Source organism: Sphaerimonospora sp. CA-214678 (genome assembly GCF_050942215.1).
Classification (GTDB): domain Bacteria; phylum Actinomycetota; class Actinomycetes; order Streptosporangiales; family Streptosporangiaceae; genus Sphaerimonospora.
Genome location: NZ_CP192056.1, coordinates 2574449 through 2595750 on the forward strand (window position 1 = coordinate 2574449; position 21302 = coordinate 2595750).

General features: G+C 70.3%; 19 protein-coding genes. 16 read left to right on the plus strand and 3 right to left on the minus strand.

Annotation, left to right across the window (positions count from 1 at the left end; genetic code table 11):
• A complete protein-coding gene (locus ACQP1K_RS11595) occupies positions 1-1011 on the minus strand; it encodes an NADP-dependent oxidoreductase (protein WP_433500883.1) in 1011 nt (336 codons plus the stop codon).
• Positions 1012-1122: 111 nt separating this feature from the next.
• Between ACQP1K_RS11595 and ACQP1K_RS11600 the strand changes: the two genes are divergently transcribed.
• The 13 genes from ACQP1K_RS11600 (at position 1123) to ACQP1K_RS11660 (ending at position 14675) form a co-directional block, all read left to right on the plus strand.
• Positions 1123-1716: a TetR/AcrR family transcriptional regulator gene (locus ACQP1K_RS11600; protein WP_433500884.1), complete on the plus strand. Its 594-nt coding sequence runs from the start codon at positions 1123-1125 to the stop codon at positions 1714-1716.
• A gap of 357 nt (positions 1717-2073) precedes the next feature.
• Entirely contained in the window at positions 2074-2988 is a 915-nt protein-coding gene (pdxS, locus tag ACQP1K_RS11605) for a pyridoxal 5'-phosphate synthase lyase subunit PdxS (protein ID WP_433500885.1), read from the plus strand.
• The gene (gene pdxT, locus ACQP1K_RS11610) at positions 2985-3593 is read left to right on the plus strand and encodes a pyridoxal 5'-phosphate synthase glutaminase subunit PdxT (protein ID WP_433500886.1); all 609 of its coding nucleotides are present in this window, start codon (positions 2985-2987) and stop codon (positions 3591-3593) included. The genes pdxS and pdxT overlap by 4 nt, the downstream gene beginning before the upstream one ends.
• A 5-nt stretch (positions 3594-3598) precedes the next feature.
• A complete protein-coding gene (locus tag ACQP1K_RS11615; RefSeq protein ID WP_433500887.1) occupies positions 3599-4351 on the plus strand; it encodes a YebC/PmpR family DNA-binding transcriptional regulator in 753 nt (250 codons plus the stop codon).
• 170 nt (positions 4352-4521) lie between these two features.
• Positions 4522-5685 carry a GNAT family N-acetyltransferase gene (locus ACQP1K_RS11620; protein WP_433500888.1) on the plus strand — a complete coding sequence of 388 codons (1164 nt, stop codon included), beginning with the start codon at positions 4522-4524 and terminating at the stop codon, positions 5683-5685.
• Positions 5686-5781: 96 nt separating this feature from the next.
• Entirely contained in the window at positions 5782-6360 is a 579-nt protein-coding gene (gene ruvC, locus ACQP1K_RS11625) for a crossover junction endodeoxyribonuclease RuvC (RefSeq protein WP_433501537.1), read from the plus strand.
• Positions 6357-6977: a Holliday junction branch migration protein RuvA gene (gene ruvA, locus ACQP1K_RS11630; protein ID WP_433500889.1), complete on the plus strand. Its 621-nt coding sequence runs from the start codon at positions 6357-6359 to the stop codon at positions 6975-6977. The genes ruvC and ruvA overlap by 4 nt, the downstream gene beginning before the upstream one ends.
• 58 nt (positions 6978-7035) lie before the next feature.
• A complete protein-coding gene (ruvB, locus tag ACQP1K_RS11635; RefSeq protein WP_433501538.1) occupies positions 7036-8034 on the plus strand; it encodes a Holliday junction branch migration DNA helicase RuvB in 999 nt (332 codons plus the stop codon).
• Between the two features lie 256 nt (positions 8035-8290).
• The gene (yajC, locus tag ACQP1K_RS11640) at positions 8291-8683 is read left to right on the plus strand and encodes a preprotein translocase subunit YajC (protein WP_433500890.1); all 393 of its coding nucleotides are present in this window, start codon (positions 8291-8293) and stop codon (positions 8681-8683) included.
• Positions 8684-8774: 91 nt separating this feature from the next.
• Positions 8775-10556, plus strand: a complete 1782-nt coding sequence (secD, locus tag ACQP1K_RS11645; RefSeq protein WP_433500891.1) for a protein translocase subunit SecD — start codon at positions 8775-8777, stop codon at positions 10554-10556.
• Complete coding sequence (gene secF, locus ACQP1K_RS11650) at positions 10556-11617, plus strand: protein translocase subunit SecF (protein WP_433500892.1); 1062 nt, start codon at positions 10556-10558, stop codon at positions 11615-11617. Before secD ends, secF begins: the two co-directional genes overlap by 1 nt.
• 75 nt (positions 11618-11692) lie before the next feature.
• Entirely contained in the window at positions 11693-12199 is a 507-nt protein-coding gene (locus ACQP1K_RS11655; RefSeq protein WP_433500893.1) for an adenine phosphoribosyltransferase, read from the plus strand.
• A gap of 55 nt (positions 12200-12254) precedes the next feature.
• The gene (locus ACQP1K_RS11660; RefSeq protein WP_433500894.1) at positions 12255-14675 is read left to right on the plus strand and encodes a RelA/SpoT family protein; all 2421 of its coding nucleotides are present in this window, start codon (positions 12255-12257) and stop codon (positions 14673-14675) included.
• Positions 14676-14949: 274 nt separating this feature from the next.
• Here ACQP1K_RS11660 and ACQP1K_RS11665 read toward each other — a convergent pair whose 3' ends face one another.
• Positions 14950-16179: a DUF349 domain-containing protein gene (locus ACQP1K_RS11665; protein ID WP_433500895.1), complete on the minus strand. Its 1230-nt coding sequence runs from the start codon at positions 16177-16179 to the stop codon at positions 14950-14952.
• Between the two features lie 62 nt (positions 16180-16241).
• Entirely contained in the window at positions 16242-17075 is an 834-nt protein-coding gene (locus tag ACQP1K_RS11670; protein ID WP_433500896.1) for a peptidylprolyl isomerase, read from the minus strand.
• Between the two features lie 226 nt (positions 17076-17301).
• On the opposite strand from ACQP1K_RS11670, the gene ACQP1K_RS11675 reads away from it, so the two are divergent.
• From ACQP1K_RS11675 to aspS, 3 genes are read left to right on the plus strand one after another with little or no spacing between them, the layout of a single operon-like run.
• Complete coding sequence (locus tag ACQP1K_RS11675; RefSeq protein ID WP_433500897.1) at positions 17302-17994, plus strand: MBL fold metallo-hydrolase; 693 nt, start codon at positions 17302-17304, stop codon at positions 17992-17994.
• Positions 17994-19250, plus strand: a complete 1257-nt coding sequence (gene hisS, locus ACQP1K_RS11680) for a histidine--tRNA ligase (protein WP_433500898.1) — start codon at positions 17994-17996, stop codon at positions 19248-19250. Before ACQP1K_RS11675 ends, hisS begins: the two co-directional genes overlap by 1 nt.
• The gene (aspS, locus tag ACQP1K_RS11685) at positions 19247-21022 is read left to right on the plus strand and encodes an aspartate--tRNA ligase (RefSeq protein ID WP_433500899.1); all 1776 of its coding nucleotides are present in this window, start codon (positions 19247-19249) and stop codon (positions 21020-21022) included. Before hisS ends, aspS begins: the two co-directional genes overlap by 4 nt.
• Positions 21023-21302 lie beyond the last annotated feature (280 nt).

The following is a 21302-nucleotide window of genomic DNA, read 5'->3' on the forward strand; positions in this document are numbered from 1 at the left end:
CTAGGCGGCCGTGAGTACGATCTTGCCCTGGAGGTGCCCTCGGGCGGCGTGTTCGTGCGCCGCCCGGGCGTCCGCGAGCGTGAACGTGCTGTCGATCGCGACGCGGACCGTGCCGGCGTCGAGCAGGCGCCCCAGCTCGGCGAGCTGCGCGCCGTTCGAGCGGACCTGGGTGCTCGAGACCGTGACGCCGAGCTTCGCGATCTCTTCTTCGTCGAAGTCGCCGGGAAGCACCGGGAACTGGGAGCCGCCGTGCTTGAGCGTGCGCAGGAAGCGCTTGCTGCCGGGGCCGCCGACGGCGTCGAGAACGAGGTCGACGTCGTGCACGAGTTCCTCGGGACGGCTCCGGGTGTAGTCGATGAACCGGTCGGCGCCGAGCTCGCGCAGGAACGACTCGTGCGCGCCCGATGCCACCGCGATGACATGTGCGCCCTTCCACTTCGCCAGCTGTAGCGCGAAGTGCCCGACGCCGCCCGCGGCGCCGTTGACGAGCACCGTCGTGCCGGCGTCGAGTGCCGTCGGCCGATGCCGTGCCTCCTGGAAGGGCGAGGGGTGATCGTGTCCGAGCTCGATCAGGAACTGCCACGCGGTGAGCCCGGACATGGGGGCCCCGGCGGCGTGCACGTGGTCGATGCCGGCCGGCTTGCGTGCGAGGTCCGCCGCGGGTGCGGCCACGTACTCGGCGTACGCGCTGCCGTCGAAGCTGGGAAAACGCAGAAGACCGAAGACCTCGTCACCTGTGGCGAGGCCCTCCACGTCCGCGGCGACGGCCTCGACGACGCCCGATATGTCCGTCCCCGGAATCACCGGCAGGCGGACCGTCGACTCCGTCTCCCCGGGAACCCTGGTGTGCCCGCCGCGCAGGTACCGGTCCGGAGGATTGACGCCGGCGGCGTGAACGCGAACGAGCACCTCGCCCGGCCCCGGCTCGGGGATCGGCACCTCGTCGTAACGCAGGACGTCAGGGCCGCCGTACTCATGGAGCCGGACTGCCCTCATCGTGCGTGGCGGCATCGTTTTCTCCTGTCAGTGCTGAGGGATACGCTTATTCGGATCAGCGACCCAGATATGTGGACCGCTGATCCGAATATATGGACCACTGATCCGGATAGTCAAGAGGGACGGATGCGGGCCGACGCCAGGAAGAACCGCGACCACCTGCTCGCAGTAGCGGGCGCCGCCATCGCCGAGCAGGGCGTGGACGTGCCACTGCGCGGCATCGCGCGCAGGGCGGATGTCGGGCTCGCGACGCTGCTGCGGCACTTCCCGACACGCGAAGCGCTGCTCGATGCCCTGCTCCGCACGAGCTTCGACGAACTGACGGCGAGGGCGGGCGAGTTCGAGACGTCGAGATCGCCCGAAGACGCTCTCGTTTCGTGGCTGCGCGACTGCGTCGCGTGGACGACCGAGTATCGGGGCGTGACCGTACTGATGGCAGCCGCCATCGAGGACCCCGACTCCGCACTCCATGCTTCGTGCGTCAGCGTGCGCGCGGCCGGTGCGCGGCTCCTCACCCGTGCCCAGGCCGCCGGCGTGGCACGGAGCGATATCGACGGCGCGGATTTGTTCGCGCTGGTGGCCATGCTCGCGTGGCTCGGCGATCAACCCGCGCTCGCGCCACGCGCCGATCGTCTCTTCGAGGTCGTCGCCGGCGCGATCCTGACGAGCGCGGGGAGCGGCCATGCCGAGGGGGGAACGCCGCCTCGGACCCATGGCTGAGATGGCCGCATGCTGACCGGCGGATGCGGCCGCGCCCGGCGGAGGGGTTCGACGCCGGGTGCGCCGTGCCGGCCTTCGCCCGCTCGGCGCGTACCGAGACGATCCCGCTCGTCCACACGGTGGGCGAGGGCACCGGAGTGATCCTGCGCGGCGGCCGGGCGTGCCGCGCCGGGGCGGTGTTCGCCGGCGGGAAGCCCCTGCCGCGCCGTCATCCCCGGATCGTACGGAGCGGTTGTACGGAGCGGACCAAAGGCGTTATCGGATTCGCCGGGGTGGAGCAGCCGGGCGGGGGGCGAACAGCCGACGGACAAGACCTAACATGGAGGGGAATCCGTAGCCCCATCGTGAGGTAGGACCGTGTCCAGCAGCGCCCCCGAAGTCAACGAGACCACCGCCGTCGGCACCGCGCGCGTAAAGCGCGGGATGGCCGAGATGCTCAAGGGCGGGGTGATCATGGACGTCGTCACCCCGGATCAGGCAAAAATCGCTGAGGACGCCGGAGCCGTCGCCGTCATGGCGCTTGAGCGCGTTCCCGCCGACATCCGCGCCCAGGGCGGGGTTTCCAGGATGAGCGACCCCGACATGATCGACGGCATCATCGCCGCCGTGTCGATCCCCGTCATGGCCAAGGCCAGGATCGGGCACTTCGTCGAGGCTCAGCTGCTGCAGTCGCTGGGCGTCGACTACATCGACGAGTCCGAGGTGCTCACGCCCGCCGACTACGCGAACCACATCGACAAGTGGCGCTTCACCGTCCCGTTCGTGTGCGGGGCCACCAACCTCGGCGAGGCGCTGCGCCGCATCACCGAGGGCGCCGCGATGATCCGTTCCAAGGGCGAGGCCGGGACCGGCGACGTGTCCAACGCCGTCACCCACATGCGGACCATCCGGGCCGAGATCAAGCGCCTGTCCTCGCTGCCCGAGGACGAGCTGTACGTCGCGGCCAAGGAGCTGCAGGCGCCGTACGACCTGGTCGCCGAGGTCGCGAAGAACGGGAAGCTGCCGGTGGTGCTGTTCACCGCGGGCGGCATCGCGACCCCGGCCGACGCCGCCATGATGATGCAGCTCGGCGCCGAGGGCGTGTTCGTCGGCTCGGGCATCTTCAAGTCGGGCGACCCGGCCAAGCGCGCAGCGGCCATCGTCAAGGCCACGACCTTCCACGACGACCCGGACGTGATCGCCAAGGTGTCGCGCGGCCTGGGCGAGGCCATGGTGGGCATCAACGTGGACGACATCCCCGTCCCGCACCGCCTCGCAGAGCGTGGCTGGTGACCACGGCGACAGCCGAGATCGCACCCGACGCCCCGAAGATCGGTGTGCTCGCCCTCCAGGGCGACGTCCGCGAGCACGTACGCGCCCTGGCGGCCTGCGGCGCCCGGGCGACCGCCGTGCGCCGCCCGGAGGAGCTCGACGCCGTCGACGGGCTGGTCATCCCCGGTGGGGAGTCCACCGCGATGTGGAAGCTCGCCGCCGCGTTCGGGCTGCTGGAACCGCTCAGGCTGCGGATCAAGGAGGGCATGCCGGCGTACGGCTCCTGTGCCGGAATGATCATGCTGGCCGACCGCGTCGAGGGCGGCATCGAGGGCCAGCAGACGCTCGGCGGGATCGACATGGTGGTGCGCCGCAACGCGTTCGGCCGCCAGGTGGACTCCTTCGAGGCCGACCTCGACTTCGCCGGGCGCGGGACGGTCCGCGCGGTGTTCATCCGCGCGCCGTGGGTCGAGTCGGTCGGTGCGGATGTTAAGGTGCTCTGCCGGACGGGGAGTAGGATCGTCGCGGTCCGGCAGGGACCGCTGCTCGCGACGTCCTTCCATCCGGAGCTGACCGGTGACTTGCGAGTCCATTCGTACTTTGTCGACATGCTGAGGGAGCTCTAAACGCGATGTCCGGCCACTCGAAATGGGCGACGACCAAACACAAGAAGGCGGCGCTCGACTCCAAGCGCGGCAAGCTGTTCGCCAAGCTCATCAAGAACATCGAGGTCGCCGCCAGGACCGGCGGCCCCGACCCGGACGGCAACCCGACCCTGTTCGATGCGATCTTCAAGGCCAGGAAGAACTCCGTCCCGATCGAGAACATCGAGCGGGCGCGCAAGCGCGGCGGCGGCCTGGAGGCCGGCGGCGCCGACTGGCAGACCATCATGTACGAGGGGTACGGCCCCGGCGGCGTCGCGATCCTGATCGAGTGTCTCACCGACAACCGCAACCGCGCGGCCTCGGAGGTCCGCGTCGCGCTCACCCGCAACGGCGGCTCCCTGGCCGACCCCGGGTCCGTGTCGTACATGTTCAACCGCAAGGGCGTGGTGATCGTTCCGAAGGGCTCGCTGAACGAGGACGACGTGCTCATGGCGGTCCTGGACGCGGGCGCCGAGGAGGTCAACGACCTCGGTGAGACCTTCGAGGTCGTGTCCGAGGCCGGCGACCTGGTGCCGGTGCGCAAGGCGCTGCAGGAGGCCGGCATCGACTACGAGTCGGCCGAGGCGAGTTTCCTGCCGACGATGAACGTGCCGCTCGACGAGGAGGGCGCGCGCAAGGTCTTCCGCCTCATCGACGCGCTGGAGGACAGCGACGACGTGCAGAACGTCTGGGCCAACTTCGACGTCAGCGACGACGTCATGGAGAAGCTCGAGGTCTAGCCGCCGGCGGCGCGGGAGGCGCCCGATTCCGGCCCACCCGGCTGGATCCATACGTACCAGCACAGCGCCGACATCCGGAGCGCGGCGCCGGACCCGGCCGTGATCGCCATGGGGCGCGGCGCGGTGTCGCGGTGGCGGGAACGGCACGGGCGGCATAGCATCTGCCGCTTGTGGAGATTCGTGAGCTGACCCCCGATCACCTGGACGCGGTGCTCGACAACCGCACCCGCGCATTCGGTCCCCTCTCGGCGAGCGATGCCGGACTCTGGCGTGAGATGGTCATGCCGATGCTGCCGGAGGGGCGCTACCTCGGCGCCTTCGACGCGGCGAGACTCATGGGCACCGCCCGCATCAACCCCTACACGCAGTGGTGGCACGGACGGCCGGTCTCGATGGGCGGCGTGGCGAGCGTGACCGTCTCACCGGAGGACCGGGGCCGCGGTGTGGGCGGACGGCTCATGCGCGCGGTCATCGACCGCGCGGCCGAGCTGGGGCACGCCGTCTCCGCGCTGTATCCGGCCACCACGCCGCTCTACCGGAGCCTGGGCTGGGAGCACGCCGGCGCGCAGTACATCGCGACCCTGCCGGCCGAGGCGCTGCGCACGCTGCGCGGCGGCGCCGACGTCAAGCTGCGCCGGATGGGCCCGGACGACGCGCCCGAGGTCATCGCGGTGCTGAACCGGGTCTACGCCGCCACGCGGGCCGACGGGCCGCTGGTCGCCGACGAGCGCACCTGGCGGGGCCGGCTGGCCGACAAGGACGACTTCTGCTACCTGGCGGCCGACGGCTACCTGACCTACCGCTGGAGCGGGCGCGACATCCGGGTGGACAACCTCGTGGCCGGATCCGAGGACACGGCGCGGGCGCTGTGGTCGCTCGTCGGCACCGCTTCCTCGATCGTCGAGTCGGTCAGGGCGTGCGTGGAACCGTACGACCCCGTCCTGTGGCTGCTGCGGGAGCGGTCGAGCGACGAGGTCGCACAGACCCGCTGGATGCTCCGCGTGATCGACCTTCCGGCCGCCGTCGCGGCGCGGGGCTACCCCGTCGGCGCCTCGCTCGACGCCGTCGTCGAGGTCGAGGATCCGCAGCGCCCCGCCAACTCCGGGCTCTGGCGGCTGCGGGCCGAGGCCGGAACGGGGTCGGCCGCCCGGCTGCGCGGCACGGATCAGCCCGCCGCCCCGCGGTTCACGATCGGGGGTCTGTCCGCGCTGTTCGCCGGGGTCCCGACGGCGACGCTCCGCCGCACCGGCCGGCTCAGTGGCGGTTCGCCCGATTCCGACGCCGCGCTCGACACCGCATTCAACTGCGATCCGTACATGATCGACTACTTCTGATCCGCGCGCCGGGGCGATGATCGGGGTAGAGTTCGACGCCGAACACGTGTTCGGCGGTGACGCGAGGAGGAGGCGGCGGGCGTGCGGTTGTCTGCGCTGCGGGTGCTCGGAGTGGACCCCGGGCTCACCAGATGCGGCCTCGGCGCCGTCGAGGGCCGCCCCGGCGCGCCGCTGAGCCTCGTGGCGGTGGGCGTGGTGCGCACTCCCCCAGAAGACGACATCGGGCCGCGCCTCGTCGCGATAGAGGCCGGCATCGATCGGTGGCTGGACGAGGTCCGGCCCGACGCCGTGGCGGTGGAGCGCGTGTTCGCCCAGCACAACGTGCGGACCGTGATGGGGACGGCGCAGGCGGCCGCGGTGGCGATCGTCTGCGCGGCCCGGCGTGGCCTGCCGGTCGCCCTGCACACCCCGAGCGAGGTCAAGGCGGCGATCACCGGCAACGGCAACGCCGACAAGAAGCAGGTCGGCGCGATGGTGACCCGGCTGCTGCGGCTCGACGCCCCGCCCCGGCCCGCCGACGCCGCGGACGCGCTCGCGCTGGCGATCTGCCACGTCTGGCGGGGCGGCGTGCAGAACCGCCTGACCGAGGCGCTCGCCCAGGCGCGCTCCGGCAGGACCGTGCGACCCGGGACCGGGCAGGCCGGGGCCGGGCGATCGAAGGGAGCGCAGCGATGATCGCATCCGTGGCGGGACCGGTGGCGATGATCGGGCCGGACCACGCGGTGATCGAGGTGGGCGGCGTCGGGGTGCTCGTGCACTGCACCCCGGGGACGCTGGCCGGGCTGCGTGCCGGCGAGCCGGCCCGGCTGTCCACCACGCTGGTCGTGCGCGAGGATTCGCTCACCTTGTACGGCTTCGCCACCGACGACGAGCGGAGGGTCTTCGAGCTGCTGCAGACCGCGAGCGGCGTCGGGCCCCGGCTCGCCCTGGCCATGCTCGCTGTGCACACCCCCGACGCGCTACGGGTGGCGGTGGCGAGCGCCGACCTCAAGGCGCTGACCATGGTGCCGGGCATCGGGCAGAAGGGGGCGCAGCGCATCGTGCTCGAACTCAAGGACAGACTCGGCGCCCCCGACGGGGTGCCCGCCGCCGGCCCCCGCGTCGCAGCCGGCGCCGCCGCCTGGCGCGAGCAGGTCCACTCGGGGCTGGTCGGGCTCGGCTACCCGGCCAGGGACGCCGACGAGGCGCTGGCCGCCGTGGCGCCCGAGGCCGAGGCCGCCACGGCCGCCGGGCGCGCACCCGATGTCGCCGCGTTGCTCAAGTCCGCCCTCCGCGCACTGAGCGTCAGGTGAGGCGCCGGTGAGCATCGAGCGGGATCTCGTTTCGCCGGAGCCCGAGGGCGACGAGCGGATGATCGAGGCGGCGCTGCGGCCCAAGCGCCTCGACGAGTTCATCGGGCAGGGCCGGGTGCGCGAACAGCTGTCGCTGGTGCTGGAGAGCGCACTGCGCCGCAGCAGGCCGCCGGACCACGTGCTGATGAGCGGGGGGCCCGGGCTCGGGAAGACCACCCTCGCCATGATCATCGCGGCCGAGCTCGGGGCGCCGCTGCGGATGACGTCGGGGCCGGCGCTGGAACGCGCCGGCGACCTCGCCGCGATCCTCTCGACGCTGTCGGAGGGCGAGGTGCTGTTCGTCGACGAGATCCACCGCATGGCCCGGCCGGCCGAGGAGATGCTCTATCTCGCGATGGAGGACTTCCGGGTCGACATCGTCGTCGGCAAGGGCCCGGGGGCGACCTCGATCCCGCTGGACATCGCGCCGTTCACGCTGGTCGGCGCGACGACCCGGGCCGGTCTGCTGCCGGCGCCGCTGCGTGACCGGTTCGGCTTCACAGCGCACATGGACTTCTACGAGGTGGCCGAGCTCGAACGGGTGCTGTGCCGCTCCGCCCGGCTGCTGTCGGTCGAGCTGCCCCCGGAAAGCGCGCACGAGATCGCGCGCCGGTCGCGCGGCACGCCCCGGATCGCCAACCGGCTGCTGCGGCGGGTGCGCGACTTCGCCGAGGTGCGGGCGGAAGGCGTGATCACACGGGATGTCGCCGCGGCCGCGCTCAACCTGTACGAGGTGGACGCTGAGGGCCTCGACCGGCTCGACCGCGCGGTGCTCGACGCGCTGCTGCGTAAGTTCGGCGGCGGCCCGGTCGGGTTGTCCACGCTGGCCGTCGCGGTGGGGGAGGAGCCCGAGACCGTGGAGGTCGTCGCCGAGCCGTTCCTCGTCCGGCAGGGGCTGCTGGCCCGCACGCCGAGGGGCCGGGTGGCCACCGCGTCCGCCTGGGCGCATCTCGGTCTGACTCCGCCTCCTGACGCCTTCGGCGCCGGCGCGATCCCGGGTCTGCTCGGCGAGGGCTGAGCCGTACGGGTGCCAAACCGTGCATCCGGGGAACGAAAAAGGGACGGCGTACGCCCAGACTCGCGAAGCGACACCGGGTTGGGATCACAGAACGATTTCAAACCGGCCGAAAGCGGAACTTTCCCGTGTGCCGGATCGTGAGTTCGTTGCCGGGCTTTGAACGGCTCGCATACACTGCGTGGCTTGACTGGCCGCTTACGCTGACGCCGTCTGCGTATCGCCGGCCGCGCGGAATGCGCTCAGAACCTCCGGCATCATGCCGGCTCTATCACCTAATGGAAGGGTGGCCCCCGTGGATAGCGGCTCGCTTGGGACGTTCGTGCCACTGATCTTGCTGGTAGTGGTCTTCTACTTCCTGCTGATCCGCCCGCAGCGCAAGCGGCAGCAGGAGATGGTCCGGATGCAGAACTCGCTCACGCCCGGCGCCCGGGTGATGACCACCACCGGTCTCTTCGGCACCGTCGTCCGCTTCGAGGAGGAGGATGTCGTCCTGGAGGTGGCGCCGGGTGTGGAGACCCGCTGGGTCAAGGCGGCGATCGGCCGGATCGTCACTCCGGTCGAGGAGGCGCGACAGGACGGCGCCACCGGTTCGACCGCAGACATCTCCGACACGGGGAAGGATGACAATACGAGCAGTAACCAGTCCTGAGTACGCTGATCTCAGACCCTTTGACGGAAAGAACTGACCACCAGTGGCCCCACCGACAAGCAGCCAGAGCAAGCCAGGACGAACGCTCCTGGTGCTGCTGGCGCTCATTCTCGCCATGGGGGCGACGGTCGCGCTCCAGAAGGCGTTCGTCCCCAAGTTCGGCCTCGACCTAGCGGGCGGCACCACGGTGACGCTCACGCCGGTCACCCTGGACGGGAAGGCTCCTCCGCCGGAGTCCCTCGACCGCGCCGTGAACATCATTCGCGCCAGGGTGAACGGCACCGGCATCTCCGACGCCGAGGTCGCCAAGGCCAACGACAACATCGTGATCCAGATCCCGGGGGTGGGTCAGTCCGAGGCGCTCAAGCTCGTCTCGACCACCGCCGAACTGCGGATGCGCCAGGTGCTCGCGGTCGCCCCGGCGAAGATGCAGCCACAGCAGATGCCCACGGAGGCGCCCACACCCGACCCGGGCAACAGCCCGAGCACGATGCCGGGCACCGCACGGACGCCGAACGGAGCCCCGAGCGGTGGTCCGGGCGCCGCCGCGACCACGACGCCGGCGGGACGCGCGCTGTCCTCGGCGCTGCTGGCCGCGCCCACCCCGTCTCCGGCCACCAGGACCGGGCACAGAAGCGGGGCGAAGTCGGGAGCGGCGAACGGCGCGCGGGCCGGAGCCGGTTCCGACAGCGGATCGGAGGGTGGATCAGCGGACGGTGAGGGGGCCGGGACATCGCCCTCGCCGGCGCCCAGCCCCCAACCCGGCGACGACCCCCTGGCCGGACAGGACATCAGCGGCATCGAACCCGCCCTGCTGACGGCGTTCCGTGAGATCGACTGCACCGCCAAGGACCGTGGCCAGGGCGCGCAGGACGACCCGGGCAAGCAGATCGTGGCCTGCAGCGACGACGGCGCGGCACGATACATCCTCGACAAGGCCGCGGTGCAGGGCACCGAGATCAGCGGAGCCACGGCCGGCACCGACCCGACCACGGGCGAGTGGATCGTCCAGGTCAACTTCAAGTCCAAGGGCGCCACGCTGTTCGCCGACATCACCCGGCGGATCACCAGCCTCCCGGCGCCGCGCAACCAGCTCGCGAACGTGCTGGACGGCGTCGTCATCGTCGCGCCGACGATCGAGGAGGCCATCCCGGGCGGCAGCGCCCGGATCTCCGGCAGCTTCACCCAGACCAGCGCCACAGAGCTGGCCGACCAGCTCAAGTACGGCGCGCTGCCGCTGAAGTTCAAGCAGGGCTCGGTGGAGTCCGTCTCCTCGACGCTGGGCCAGGACCAGTTGCGCGGCGGCCTGATCTCGGGCGCGCTGGGCCTGCTCGTGGTCGTGTTCTACCTGCTGCTCTACTACCGGGGCCTCGGCCTTATCGGCATGGCCAGCCTCGCCTGCGCGACGCTCGTCACCTACCTGACCGTGGCCGTCCTCAGCGAGAACGCCGGCTTCCGGCTCTCGCTGCCGCACATCATCGGTCTGGTCGTGTCCATCGGCATCACGGCCGACTCGTTCATCGTCTACTTCGAGCGCGTCCGAGATGAGATCAAGGAAGGCCACCGCACGCTGCGTTCCGCCGTGGAGGTCGCCTGGCGGCGGGCCCGGCGGACGATCCTGGTGGCCGACGCCGTCATGTTCATCGCCGCCGTGGTGCTGTACTTCCTCGCGGTGGGCGGTGTGGCCGGCTTCGCGTTCGCGATGGGCCTGACCACGCTGATCGACATCGTGGTGGTGTTCCTGTTCACCAAGCCGTTGATGACGCTCGCGGCACGCCTGCGGTTCTTCGCCAAGGGCCATCGGCTGTCCGGACTCGACGAGGCGCGCATGGGTCACACCAGCCCCGCCGAGCAGACCCTGCAGGAGGCGTGATGCCGGGAGTTATCAGCCGCCTCTACCGCGGCGACATCGACATCGACTTCGTCGGCAAGCGCAGGCTCTGGTACGGCCTGTCCGCGTTCCTGATGGTCGTCTCCATCCTCGGTATCGTGATCCACGGGCTCACCCTCGGCGTGGAGTTCAAGGGCGGATCGGTCATCGACTTCGCCCGCACGCCGGGGTCCAGCCTGGAGCAGGTGCGCGAGGCCGTACGGGACGTCGTCGGGCACGACCCGATCGTGCAGCAGGCGGGCCCCAACTGGCGGATCACCACTCAGAGCCTCGACGGGACCGAGGTGTCCGCGGTCCAGAAGGCCGTCACGCAGCGGTTCGGCGTGCAGCAGGAGCAGGTGAGCACGCAGGTCATCGGCGCGAGCTGGGGCGGTGAGGTGTCCCAGAAGGCGTGGATCGGCCTGGCTGTCTTCATGATCGCGATCATGCTCTATCTGTCGGTGGCCTTCGAGTGGCGGATGGCGCTGGCGGCCATCGTGGCGCTCGTCCACGACCTGATCATCACCGCCGGCGTCTACGCCTGGACGGGATTCGAGGTCACCCCGGCGACCATGCTCGGCTTCCTCACGATCCTCGGTTATTCGCTGTACGACGCAGTCGTCGTCTTCGACATGATCAAGGAAGTGACCGCGAAGCTCGGCACGAGCGCCAAGATGACCTACACGCAGGCGGCGAACGACGCGCTGAGCCACACGCTGATCCGGTCGCTGAACACCTCGCTGACCGCGATCCTGCCGGTGGCGGCCATCCTGTTCGTCGGCACAACGCTGCTCGGCGCCGGCACGCTGAAGGACCTGTCGCTGGCGCTGTTCGTCGGAATGGTCGTCGGCACCTACTCGTCCCTCTGTGTGGCCACGCCGATCCTGGTGACGCTCAAGGAGCGCGAGCCCAAGTGGCGGGCCCTGGCCAAGCGGGTGGCCGCCAAGCAGGCCTCCGCGGCCAAGGCGGCCGCAGCGGCGGTGCGTGACGACCGTACGGCCACGGCGGCCGTCGCGGCGCCCCAGAACGTCACGATCACCGACGCCAAGCGCAAGAAGCGCTGACCAGGGGAGCGTTCGTGCGCCCCGCGGCCCCGACGGGTCGCGGGGCGCACGCGCGCGTGCCCTAATGTTGGCGTCGTGACAGATTGGACGGCGCTCATCAGAGATGTTCCCGACTATCCGAAGCCGGGCATCCTCTTCAAGGACATCACCCCGCTGCTGGCCGACCACGCGGCGTTCACCAAGGTCGTGGACGAGCTCGCGCACGGTCTGGCGTTCGACAAGGTGGTGGGGATCGAGGCGCGGGGGTTCATCCTCGCCGCGCCGGTGGCCTACCACAGCGGCGCCGGTTTCGTCCCGGTACGCAAGAAGGGCAAGCTCCCCGCCGACACGTTGGAGGCGTCCTACCAGCTCGAGTACGGCTCGGCCGCGATCGAGGTGCACGCCGACGCGTTCACCCCGGGCGAGCGGGTCCTGATCGTCGACGACGTGCTGGCCACCGGCGGAACGGCGGCCGCGACGGTGGAACTGGTCAGGCGGGCGGGGGCGCGGATCGTCGCGGTGTCGTTCCTGATGGAGCTGTCCTTCCTCGCGGGCAGGGACCGGCTGCCCGGGCTGGACGTCCGTACGCTGGTCAGCGTCTGAGTGTGGAGACGGCACGGATACACTGAGGAATCTGGACTCGACGTGAGGAGTCTGTGTGCCTCGTGATGTGGTCGTGCCCGACGGCGCGAGGGCTGAGCGCGACGCGGTCTCGCGCGGCACCGCCGAGTCCGCCGCCCCGGACCCTGTCGCCGTCGTGCCAGCTGCCGATGCGGAGCCCCCGGTAGAGGCGGAGACGGCGTGGCCGCAGAACGCGGGGCGCGACCCGGCGCGGGAGGAGAGACCGGCGTCGGCCGCACGACGTAGGCTGGCCCGGTTCGGTGGGCAGTGGGGGGCGGTGAATCCGGTGCTTGAGCCGCTCTTCAAGACGGTCCGCGTGACCCATCCCAAGGCCGACCTGCGCCTCATCGAGCGCGCCTACGACATCGCCGCCTACCACCACCGTGATCAGAAGCGCAAGAGCGGCGACCCGTACATCACGCATCCGCTCGCCGTGGCGACGATCCTCGCCGAGCTGGGCACCGACGACGAGACGCTGTGCGCGGCGCTGCTGCACGACACGGTGGAGGACACCGCCTACAGCCTCGACGAGTTACGAGCCGATTTCGGCGAGAACATCGCGCTGCTCGTCGACGGCGTGACCAAGCTCGACAAGGTCAAGTTCGGCGACGCGGCGCAGGCCGAGACCGTGCGCAAGATGGTCGTCGCGATGTCGCGCGACATCCGGGTGCTGGTCATCAAGCTCGCCGACCGGCTGCACAACATGCGCACGATGCGCTACATGCCCGAGCACAAGCGGCAGCAGAAGTCCCGGGAGACCCTGGAGATCTTCGCGCCGCTCGCCCACCGGCTCGGCATGAACACCATCAAGTGGGAGCTGGAGGACCTCGCGTTCGCCATGCTCTACCCCAAGCGGTACGACGAGATCGCCAGGATGGTGTCCGAGCGCGCGCCGCGGCGCGACCTGTTCCTGCAGGACGTCATCGAGAAGGTGTCCGGCGACCTGCGCGAGGCCAAGATCAAGGCGACCGTGCGGGGCCGGCCCAAGCACTACTACTCGATCTACCAGAAGATGATCGCGAAGGGGCTCGCCTTCGACGACATCTACGACCTGGTGGGCATCCGCATCCTGGTCGAAACGGTCCGCGACTGCTATGCCGTGCTCGGAACGATCCACGCGCAGTGGCGGCCGGTGCCGGGGCGGTTCAAGGACTACATCGCCATGCCCAAGTTCAACATGTACCAGTCGTTGCACACGACGGTCATGGGCCCCGAGGGCAAGCCGATCGAGCTGCAGATCCGCACCTACGCCATGCACAACCGGGCCGAGTACGGCGTGGCCGCGCACTGGAAGTACAAGGAGGAGATGGCGTCCTCGGGGCCGGCCAAGGTCAAGCAGGTCAACGACATGGCCTGGCTGCGGCAGCTCCTCGACTGGCAGAAGGAGACCGCGGACCCCGGGGAGTTCCTGGAGTCGCTGCGGTTCGACCTGTCGGTCTCGGAGGTGTTCGTCTTCACTCCGCGCGGCCAGGTGATCTCGCTGCCGGAGGGCGCCACCCCGGTCGACTTCGCGTACGCGGTGCACACAGAGGTGGGCCACCGCTGTATCGGGGCCAGGGTGAACGGCCGCCTGGTCCCGCTGGAATCCCGCCTCGGCAACGGCGACACCGTTGAAATTTTCACCTCGAAATCACAGGACGCCGGGCCGTCCCGCGACTGGCTGAAGTTCGTCAAGAGCGGCCGCGCCCGCAACAAGATCCGTCAGTGGTTCTCCAAGGAGCGCCGCGAGACCGCGATCGAGGCGGGCAAGGAGGCCATCGGCAGGGCGATGCGCAAGCAGGGCCTGCCGCTCCAGCGGCTGATGTCGGGCGAGGCGCTGCTGGCGCTGGCCCGGGATCTGCGCTACCCCGACGTGTCCGCGCTGTACGCCGCGGTGGGCGAGGGCCATGTGGGGGCCCAGTCCGTCGTCGAGAAGCTCGTACAGGCCGTGGGCGGCGTCGCGGGGGCGGAGGAGGACATCGCCGAGGTCGCGCTCCCCACGAGGCTCACAGGGCGCGCCGGGGCCCATGCCAACGCCGGCGTCATCGTGGCAGGAGACCCGGACGTGTGGGTACGGCTCTCGCGGTGCTGCACCCCGGTCCCCGGCGATGAGATCATCGGCTTCGTCACCCGCGGGCACGGGGTCTCGGTGCACCGGACCAACTGCCCGAACGTCGCCCAGCTGCACGCGCAGCCCGACCGCCTGGTGGAGGTGTCCTGGTCGCCGGGGGGTGACTCGGTCTTCCTCGTCGCGATCCAGGTGGAGGCGCTGGACCGGCCCCGGCTGCTGTCGGACGTCACCCGGACGCTGTCCGACCACCACGTGAACATCCTGTCCGCGTCGGTGGCGACCAGCCGGGATCGGGTGGCCATCAGCAAGTTCACCTTCGAGATGGGCGACCCCAAGCACCTGGGCCACGTGCTCAAGGCCGTACGCGGCGTGCACGGCGTCTACGACGTCTACCGCGTCACCAACTGATCCCCCCCAGGGCGTGATCTTGCAGTTTCTCGCAGAGATCGCCGCTGACCTGCCCTGATGCAATTCGTGATCTTGCAGAAACTCGCATCTAGGGTCGTTCACCAGCGAGAATGCCTGTCGTGATCTTGCAATTGCAAGATCACGACAGGCATTCTCGCTGGTGAAGCCGTATCGGAGCGAGTTTCTGCAAGATCACGCACTGGGAGCGCGCAGGTCAACCGCCCTCCGTGCGAGAAACTGCAAGATCACGGGGGGGCGGGTGGCGGGCCGGGCGTCAGGAGAACTCGGCGAGCGTGCGCTCGGCCTCCAGCAGCCAGGAGCGGCGGGCGGCCAGGGATTCCTCGGTCTCCTTGGCCTCCTTGTCCCGCCCGGCCGCCTGGGCCTTGGCGAGCCGCCTCTCAAGCTGGTCGATGGACCTGCGCAGCTGGTTGACGGTGTCCTGGGCGCGGGCCCTGGCCTCGGGGTTGGTGCGCTTCCACTCCTGCTCCTCGGCCCGGCGGACGGCGTCGTCGACCTTGCGCAGGCCGCCCTCCAGGCGGTCGCGCATGTCGCGCGGCACCGGACCGGCGGCCTCCCAGCGCTCCAGGATGCCGCGCAGCGCCGCCCTGGCGGAACGGGCGTCGGTGACCGGCAGCAGGCGCTCGGCCTCGGTCAGCAGCCCCTCCTTGACCTCGGCGTTGGCCGCGAACGAGGCGTCCCGTTCGGCGTACACCGCCGACCGGGCCTGGAAGAACTGGTCCTGGGCGCCCTTGAACCGGGCCCACAGGTCGTCCTCGACCTCCCGGGACGCCCGACCGGCGGCCTTCCACTGCCGCATCAGCTCGCGGTAGGCCGCCGCCGTGCCCGTCCAGTCGGTCGAGGCCGACAGCGCCTCCGCCTCGCCCACGATCCGTTCCTTGGCCGCGCGCACCGCGTCGCGCTGCTCGTCCAGCGAGGAGAAGTAGGCCTTGCGCCGCTTGGCGAACGCCGTACGCGCCGCGGACATGCGCTTCCACAGCGCGGCCTCGGTGGCACGGTCGATCCGCTCAGCGGCCTTCCACTCCTCGACGAGCTGACGCAGCCGCTCCCCGCCGGACTTCCAGTGGGTCGCCTCCTCGGCGATCCGCTCGGCCTCGGCGACGATCCGCTCCTTGGTCTCCCGCGCCTGGGCGCGCGCCTGCTCGCGGGCGGCCCGCAGCTCCTCGCGACGGCGGCCGACCAGCTCGCTCAGCGTCGTCAGTCGCGTCTCCAGGGATGCCAGGTCCCCGACGGCGTTCGCCCCGGCCACCGCCTCCCGCAGCTTGACGATGCTCGCCTCGGCCTGGGCCGGTGCCAGGTCGGTCTCGCGCACCCGCTGCTCGAGAAGCTGGACCTGTCCGGCCAGCTCCTCGAACTTGCGGTGGAAGTAGGCCAACGCCTCCTCCGGCTCACCGGCCTGCCAGGACCCGACGGCCCGTTCTCCCTCGGCCGTACGCACGTAGACGGTGCCGTCATCGTCTACCCGGCCCCACGGGTCGGTGCTCACCGTGTCCTCCCGCACTTGAATCAGCCTCCAGGGCCCGATATCCCCTTGGTGTAGTAATTACGTCAGCTCTTGCCGGTGATTGTCACGTCTTTGATCTGGACCGTCTGCTTCGGGGCGCCCGTACCGTCGCCGGGTCCGCCGGCGAGGACGCCCTTCTTGGCGACCTTGTCCACGATTTCGAGTCCTTTGGTCACCGTACCGAAGGGCGTGTAGCTCGGGGGCAGCGTGGTGTCCCCGAACACGATGAAGAACTGGCTGCCGTTGGTGCCCGGGCCGCTGTTGGCCATGGCCAGCACCCCTCGCGTGTACTTGGCGCCCGCCAGGTTCTCGTCGGAGAACCGGTAGCCGGGCCCGCCCTGGCCGTCGGTCGGGTTCTTGCCGTCGGCCTTGGCCAGCGGGTCGCCGCACTGCAGGATCGGGAAATCCGTGCCCATCCGGTGGCACTTGGTGTCGTCGAAGTAGTCCTTCGACGCCAGATGCCGGAAGGAGTTGACCGTGCAGGGCGCCTTCTCGGTCTCCAGCTTGACGTCGATGGCGCCGAGATTGGTCTTGATCCGCATCGTCGCGGGCGCGGTGCTGACCTTCGACGGCGGCAGGCCGACGTTCTTCACCTGACCGCTGCCCTCGTCGGCGACGTAGCCGCACAGGCCGGTCGCCGGGTCGTACGGCTTGGGCTCCTCGACCGCGGCCGCCGGGCTCTGCTTCGGCGCGGGGTCCTCCTCGTGGTCGATCATCGCCGCGGCGGCCACGACACCGCCCACCACGACCACGACCGCGGTGCTGGTGCCGATGACGGCGTTGCGCCGGGCCCTGCGCTGCCGTTCGGCCCGTGCCTGGATCTGCCGCTCGTAGTGCTCCCTGGCGAGCTGCCTGCGCCGGTCCTTGCCGGTGGCCACTTCGACCTCCCTGTTTCCCATTGTCGTGCGCTCGGTGCCGCCTCGCCGGAGCCGCCATGGTTGTATAGCATCCGGCTCGACTGCTCCAAGAATGACTATTGAGGTGGGCGAATCGTATCGGCTGACGGGCGTTGGTTCGCAGCCTGCCGACCCGCACCGGTACCCTTCGGTTACATTCGCTCGCGTAATCCTTGATACATCCTCACGAGACGCAGAGGCCGCTTCCGTGCTCGTCGCCGGGTTTCCCGCAGGGTCGTTCCAGACCAACTGCTACGTCGTCGCTCCCGCTCCGGGCGAGGAGTGCGTGATCGTCGATCCAGGTCAGGACGCCGTCGAGGGTCTCGACGACCTCCTGCGCGAGCATCGTCTCAAGCCCGTCGCGGTGCTGCTGACCCACGGTCACATCGACCATATGTGGTCCGTCGTGCCCGTGTGCGGCGCCCGTGACGTCCCCGCCTGGATCCACCCCGACGACCGCGAACTGCTGTCGGATCCGGCCAAGGGCTTCCCGGGCCCGGCACGGCAGATGTTCGGAGGACTGGAGTTCGGCGAGCCCGACGACGTGAGGGAGCTGTCGGACGGCGCGGTGCTCGAACTCGCCGGTCTGGAGCTCACGGTCGACCACCGGCCCGGCCATACCAGGGGGTCGGTGACGTTCCGGACGCCCGTGCGGGACCCACAGGGGAGCGACACCCAGGTCCTGTTCGCGGGTGACCTGTTGTTCGCCGGCTCCATCGGCAGGACCGACCTCCCGGGCGGGGACCACGCGGTGATGCTCCGCAGTCTCGCGAAGACGATGACGCTGCCGGACGACACCGTGGTCCTGCCCGGTCACGGACCACAGACGACCATTGGCCGCGAGCGCGCCACCAACCCTTTCCTCGGGGACGTCGCGGCAGGCCCTAGCAGGGGATTGTGATGACTTTTCAAGCGCCTAAGGGCACCTTCGACTGGATGCCGCCGCGTTCTGAGATCGTGCTCGCCGTGCGCGACGCGCTGGCCGCGCCCGCCCGCCGCGCGGGGTACGGATATGTCGAGACGCCCGCGTTCGAGGACACGGGGCTGTTCTCACGCGGTGTGGGCGAGTCGACCGACATCGTCACCAAGGAGATGTACACGTTCACCAGCAGGGGCGGCCAGTCCCTGACGCTGCGTCCCGAGGGTACGGCCAGCGTGGTGCGCGCCGTGATCGAGCACGGCCTGTACGGCGGGCCGCTGCCGATCAAGCTCTGGTACTCGGGCAGCTTCTTCCGCTATGAGCGCGCGCAGGCGGGCCGCTACCGCCACTTCTCCCAGGTCGGCGCCGAGGCGCTGGGGGCGGAGGATCCGGCGCTGGACGCCGAGCTGATCGTGCTGGCCGTGGACGGCTACGCCTCGCTCGGCCTGACCCGCGTGCGTCTGCTGCTGAACTCGCTGGGCTGCAAGGAGTGCCGTCCCGCCTACCGCGCCGCGCTGCAGGACTTCCTGCGCGCGCTCGACCTCGATGAGGCGACCCGGCAGCGGATCGAGATCAACCCGTTGCGCGTGCTCGACGACAAGCGCCCGGAGGTGCGCGCGCGGCTCGCCGACGCGCCGCTGGTGACCGATCACCTCTGCGGTGCCTGCAAGGCCTACCACGAGGAGGTCCGCGGCCTGCTGACCACGGCCGGCGTGCCGTACGAGGACGATCCCCGGCTGGTCCGCGGTCTCGACTACTACACCCGGACGACCTTCGAGTTCGTCCACGACGGGCTCGGCGCCCAGTCGGCGGTCGGCGGCGGCGGCCGCTACGACGGGCTGAGCGAGATGATCGGCGGACCGCAGCTGCCCGGCGTCGGCTGGGCGCTCGGGGTGGACCGCACCGTGCTCGCGCTGGAGGCGGAGGGACTGCTCGCCGAGCGGGCCGGCCGCGTCGACGTGTTCGCCGTGCCGCTCGGCGAGGAGGCCAGGCGGCGGGTCTTCCCGCTGGTCGCCGCGCTGCGCCGGGCCGGTGTCGCCGTCGACATGTCCTTCGGCGGCCGCGGCGTCAAGGGCGCCATGAAGGCCGCCGACCGCAGCGGCGCCCGCTACGCCGTCATCGTCGGCGACCGCGACATCGAGGCGGGAGCCGTACAAGTGAAGGACCTGACCACAGCCGACCAGACCGCGGTGCCGTTCGCCGAGGTCGTCGACGTCCTGAAGGGAAGACTCTCGTGATCCGCACCCACGAAGCAGGGGCGCTTCGTAAGGAGCATGCCGGCCGGCGGGTGACGCTGGCCGGATGGGTGGCGCGCCGGCGCGACCACGGCGGCGTCGTGTTCATCGACCTGCGCGACGCCTCCGGCTCGGCGCAGGTGGTCTTCCGTGAGGAGGATCACGCCCACGACCTGCGCTCCGAGTACTGTGTGAAGGTCACGGGCGAGGTACGGCTCCGCCCGGCGGGCAACGAGAACCCCGACCTGCCCACCGGCGACGTCGAGGTCGTCGCCACCGAGGTGGAGGTGCTGAGCGAGTCGGCTCCGCTGCCGTTCCCGATCGAGGGCACGACCGGTGTGTCGGAGGAGGCGCGGCTGAAGTACCGCTACCTCGACATCCGCCGGCAGCGGATCGCCGACGCGCTGAAGATCCGCTCCCAGGCCACCTACCTCGCCCACGAGGTCATGCGCGAGCGCGGCTTCGTCTACGTCGAGACCCCGAGCCTGACCCGCTCCACCCCCGAGGGCGCGCGCGACTTCCTGGTGCCCGTACGGCTCCAGCCGGGCAGCTGGTACGCCCTGCCGCAGTCGCCGCAACTGTTCAAGCAGCTCCTCATGGTCTCCGGCCTGGAGCGCTACTACCAGCTCGCCCGCTGCTTCCGGGACGAGGACCTGCGCGCCGACCGGCAGCCCGAGTTCACCCAGATCGACATCGAGATGTCCTTCGTCGACCAGGACGACGTGATCGAGCTGGGCGAGGCGCTGATCGGGCGCATCTGGAAGGAGACCCTCGGCTACGAGCTGCCCACGCCGCTGCCCAGGATCTCCTACGCCGAGGCGATGTCGAGGTACGGCTCGGACAAGCCGGACCTGCGGTTCGGGGTCGAGCTGACCGACCTGACCGGGTACTTCGCCGACACCTCCTTCCGGGTGTTCCAGCAGCCGTACGTGGGCGCGGTCGTCATGCCCGGCGGCGCCTCGCAGTCCCGCAGGGAGCTGGACGGCTGGCAGGAGTGGGCCAAGTCGCGCGGCGCCCGCGGTCTCGCGTACGTGCTGGTGCAGGAGGACGGCCTCGGCGGCCCGGTGGCCAGGAACCTTTCCGAGGCGGAGCTCGGCGGGCTCGCCAAGGCGACGGGCGCGCAGCCCGGGGATGCGATCTTCTTCGCCGCCGGCCTGCCCGGTCCCTCGCGTGAGCTGCTCGGCGCGGCCCGGCTGGAGATCGGCCGCCGGTGCGGCCTGATCGACGAGTCCCAGTGGTCGTTCCTGTGGGTCGTCGACGCCCCGATGTTCGAGCCCGTCGTCGACGAGGTCGGCAGGCAGACCGGCTGGACCGCGGTGCACCACCCGTTCACCGGGCCGAAGCCCGAGTGGGCGGAGAGCTTCCAGGACGCCCCGGGCGAGGCCCTGGCGTACGCCTACGACATGGTCTGCAACGGCATGGAGATCGGCGGCGGCTCGATCCGTATCCACCGGGCCGAGATGCAGCAGCGGGTGTTCGACGTGCTCGGCATCTCCAAGGAGGAGGCGGAGAACAAGTTCGGCTTCCTGCTGGAGGCGTTCAAGTACGGCCCGCCGCCGCACGGCGGCATCGCCTACGGCTGGGACCGGGTGTGCATGCTGCTGGCGGGCGGCGAGTCGATCCGGGACGTCATCGCGTTCCCGAAGACGGCCTCCGGCTTCGACCCGCTGACCGGGGCGCCCACGCCGATCACCGGCGAACAGCGCAAGGAGGCCGGGGTGGACGCCAAGCCCAAGTCGGAGACCCCCGCCCAGCCCCCCGCCCCCGGCGTGTGATCCCCACCCCGGCGTATGATCCCCACCCCCCGGCGCGTGATCTTGCGAATTCTCGCGCCGGGGCCCGTTCACCTGGGCCTTCGCGTGGCGTGATCTTGCAGAAATGCGCACTCGTACGGCTCTACCTGGGAAGACAACGTTCGTGATCTTGCAGTTCCGATATGACTGCAAGATCACGAACGTTAACGGCGCAGGTCAAGCGGGTCGCATGCGAGTTTCTGCAAGATCACGAAGGGTTTTCGCGCAGCTCGGCGACCATGTCTGCGAGAATTCGCAAGAT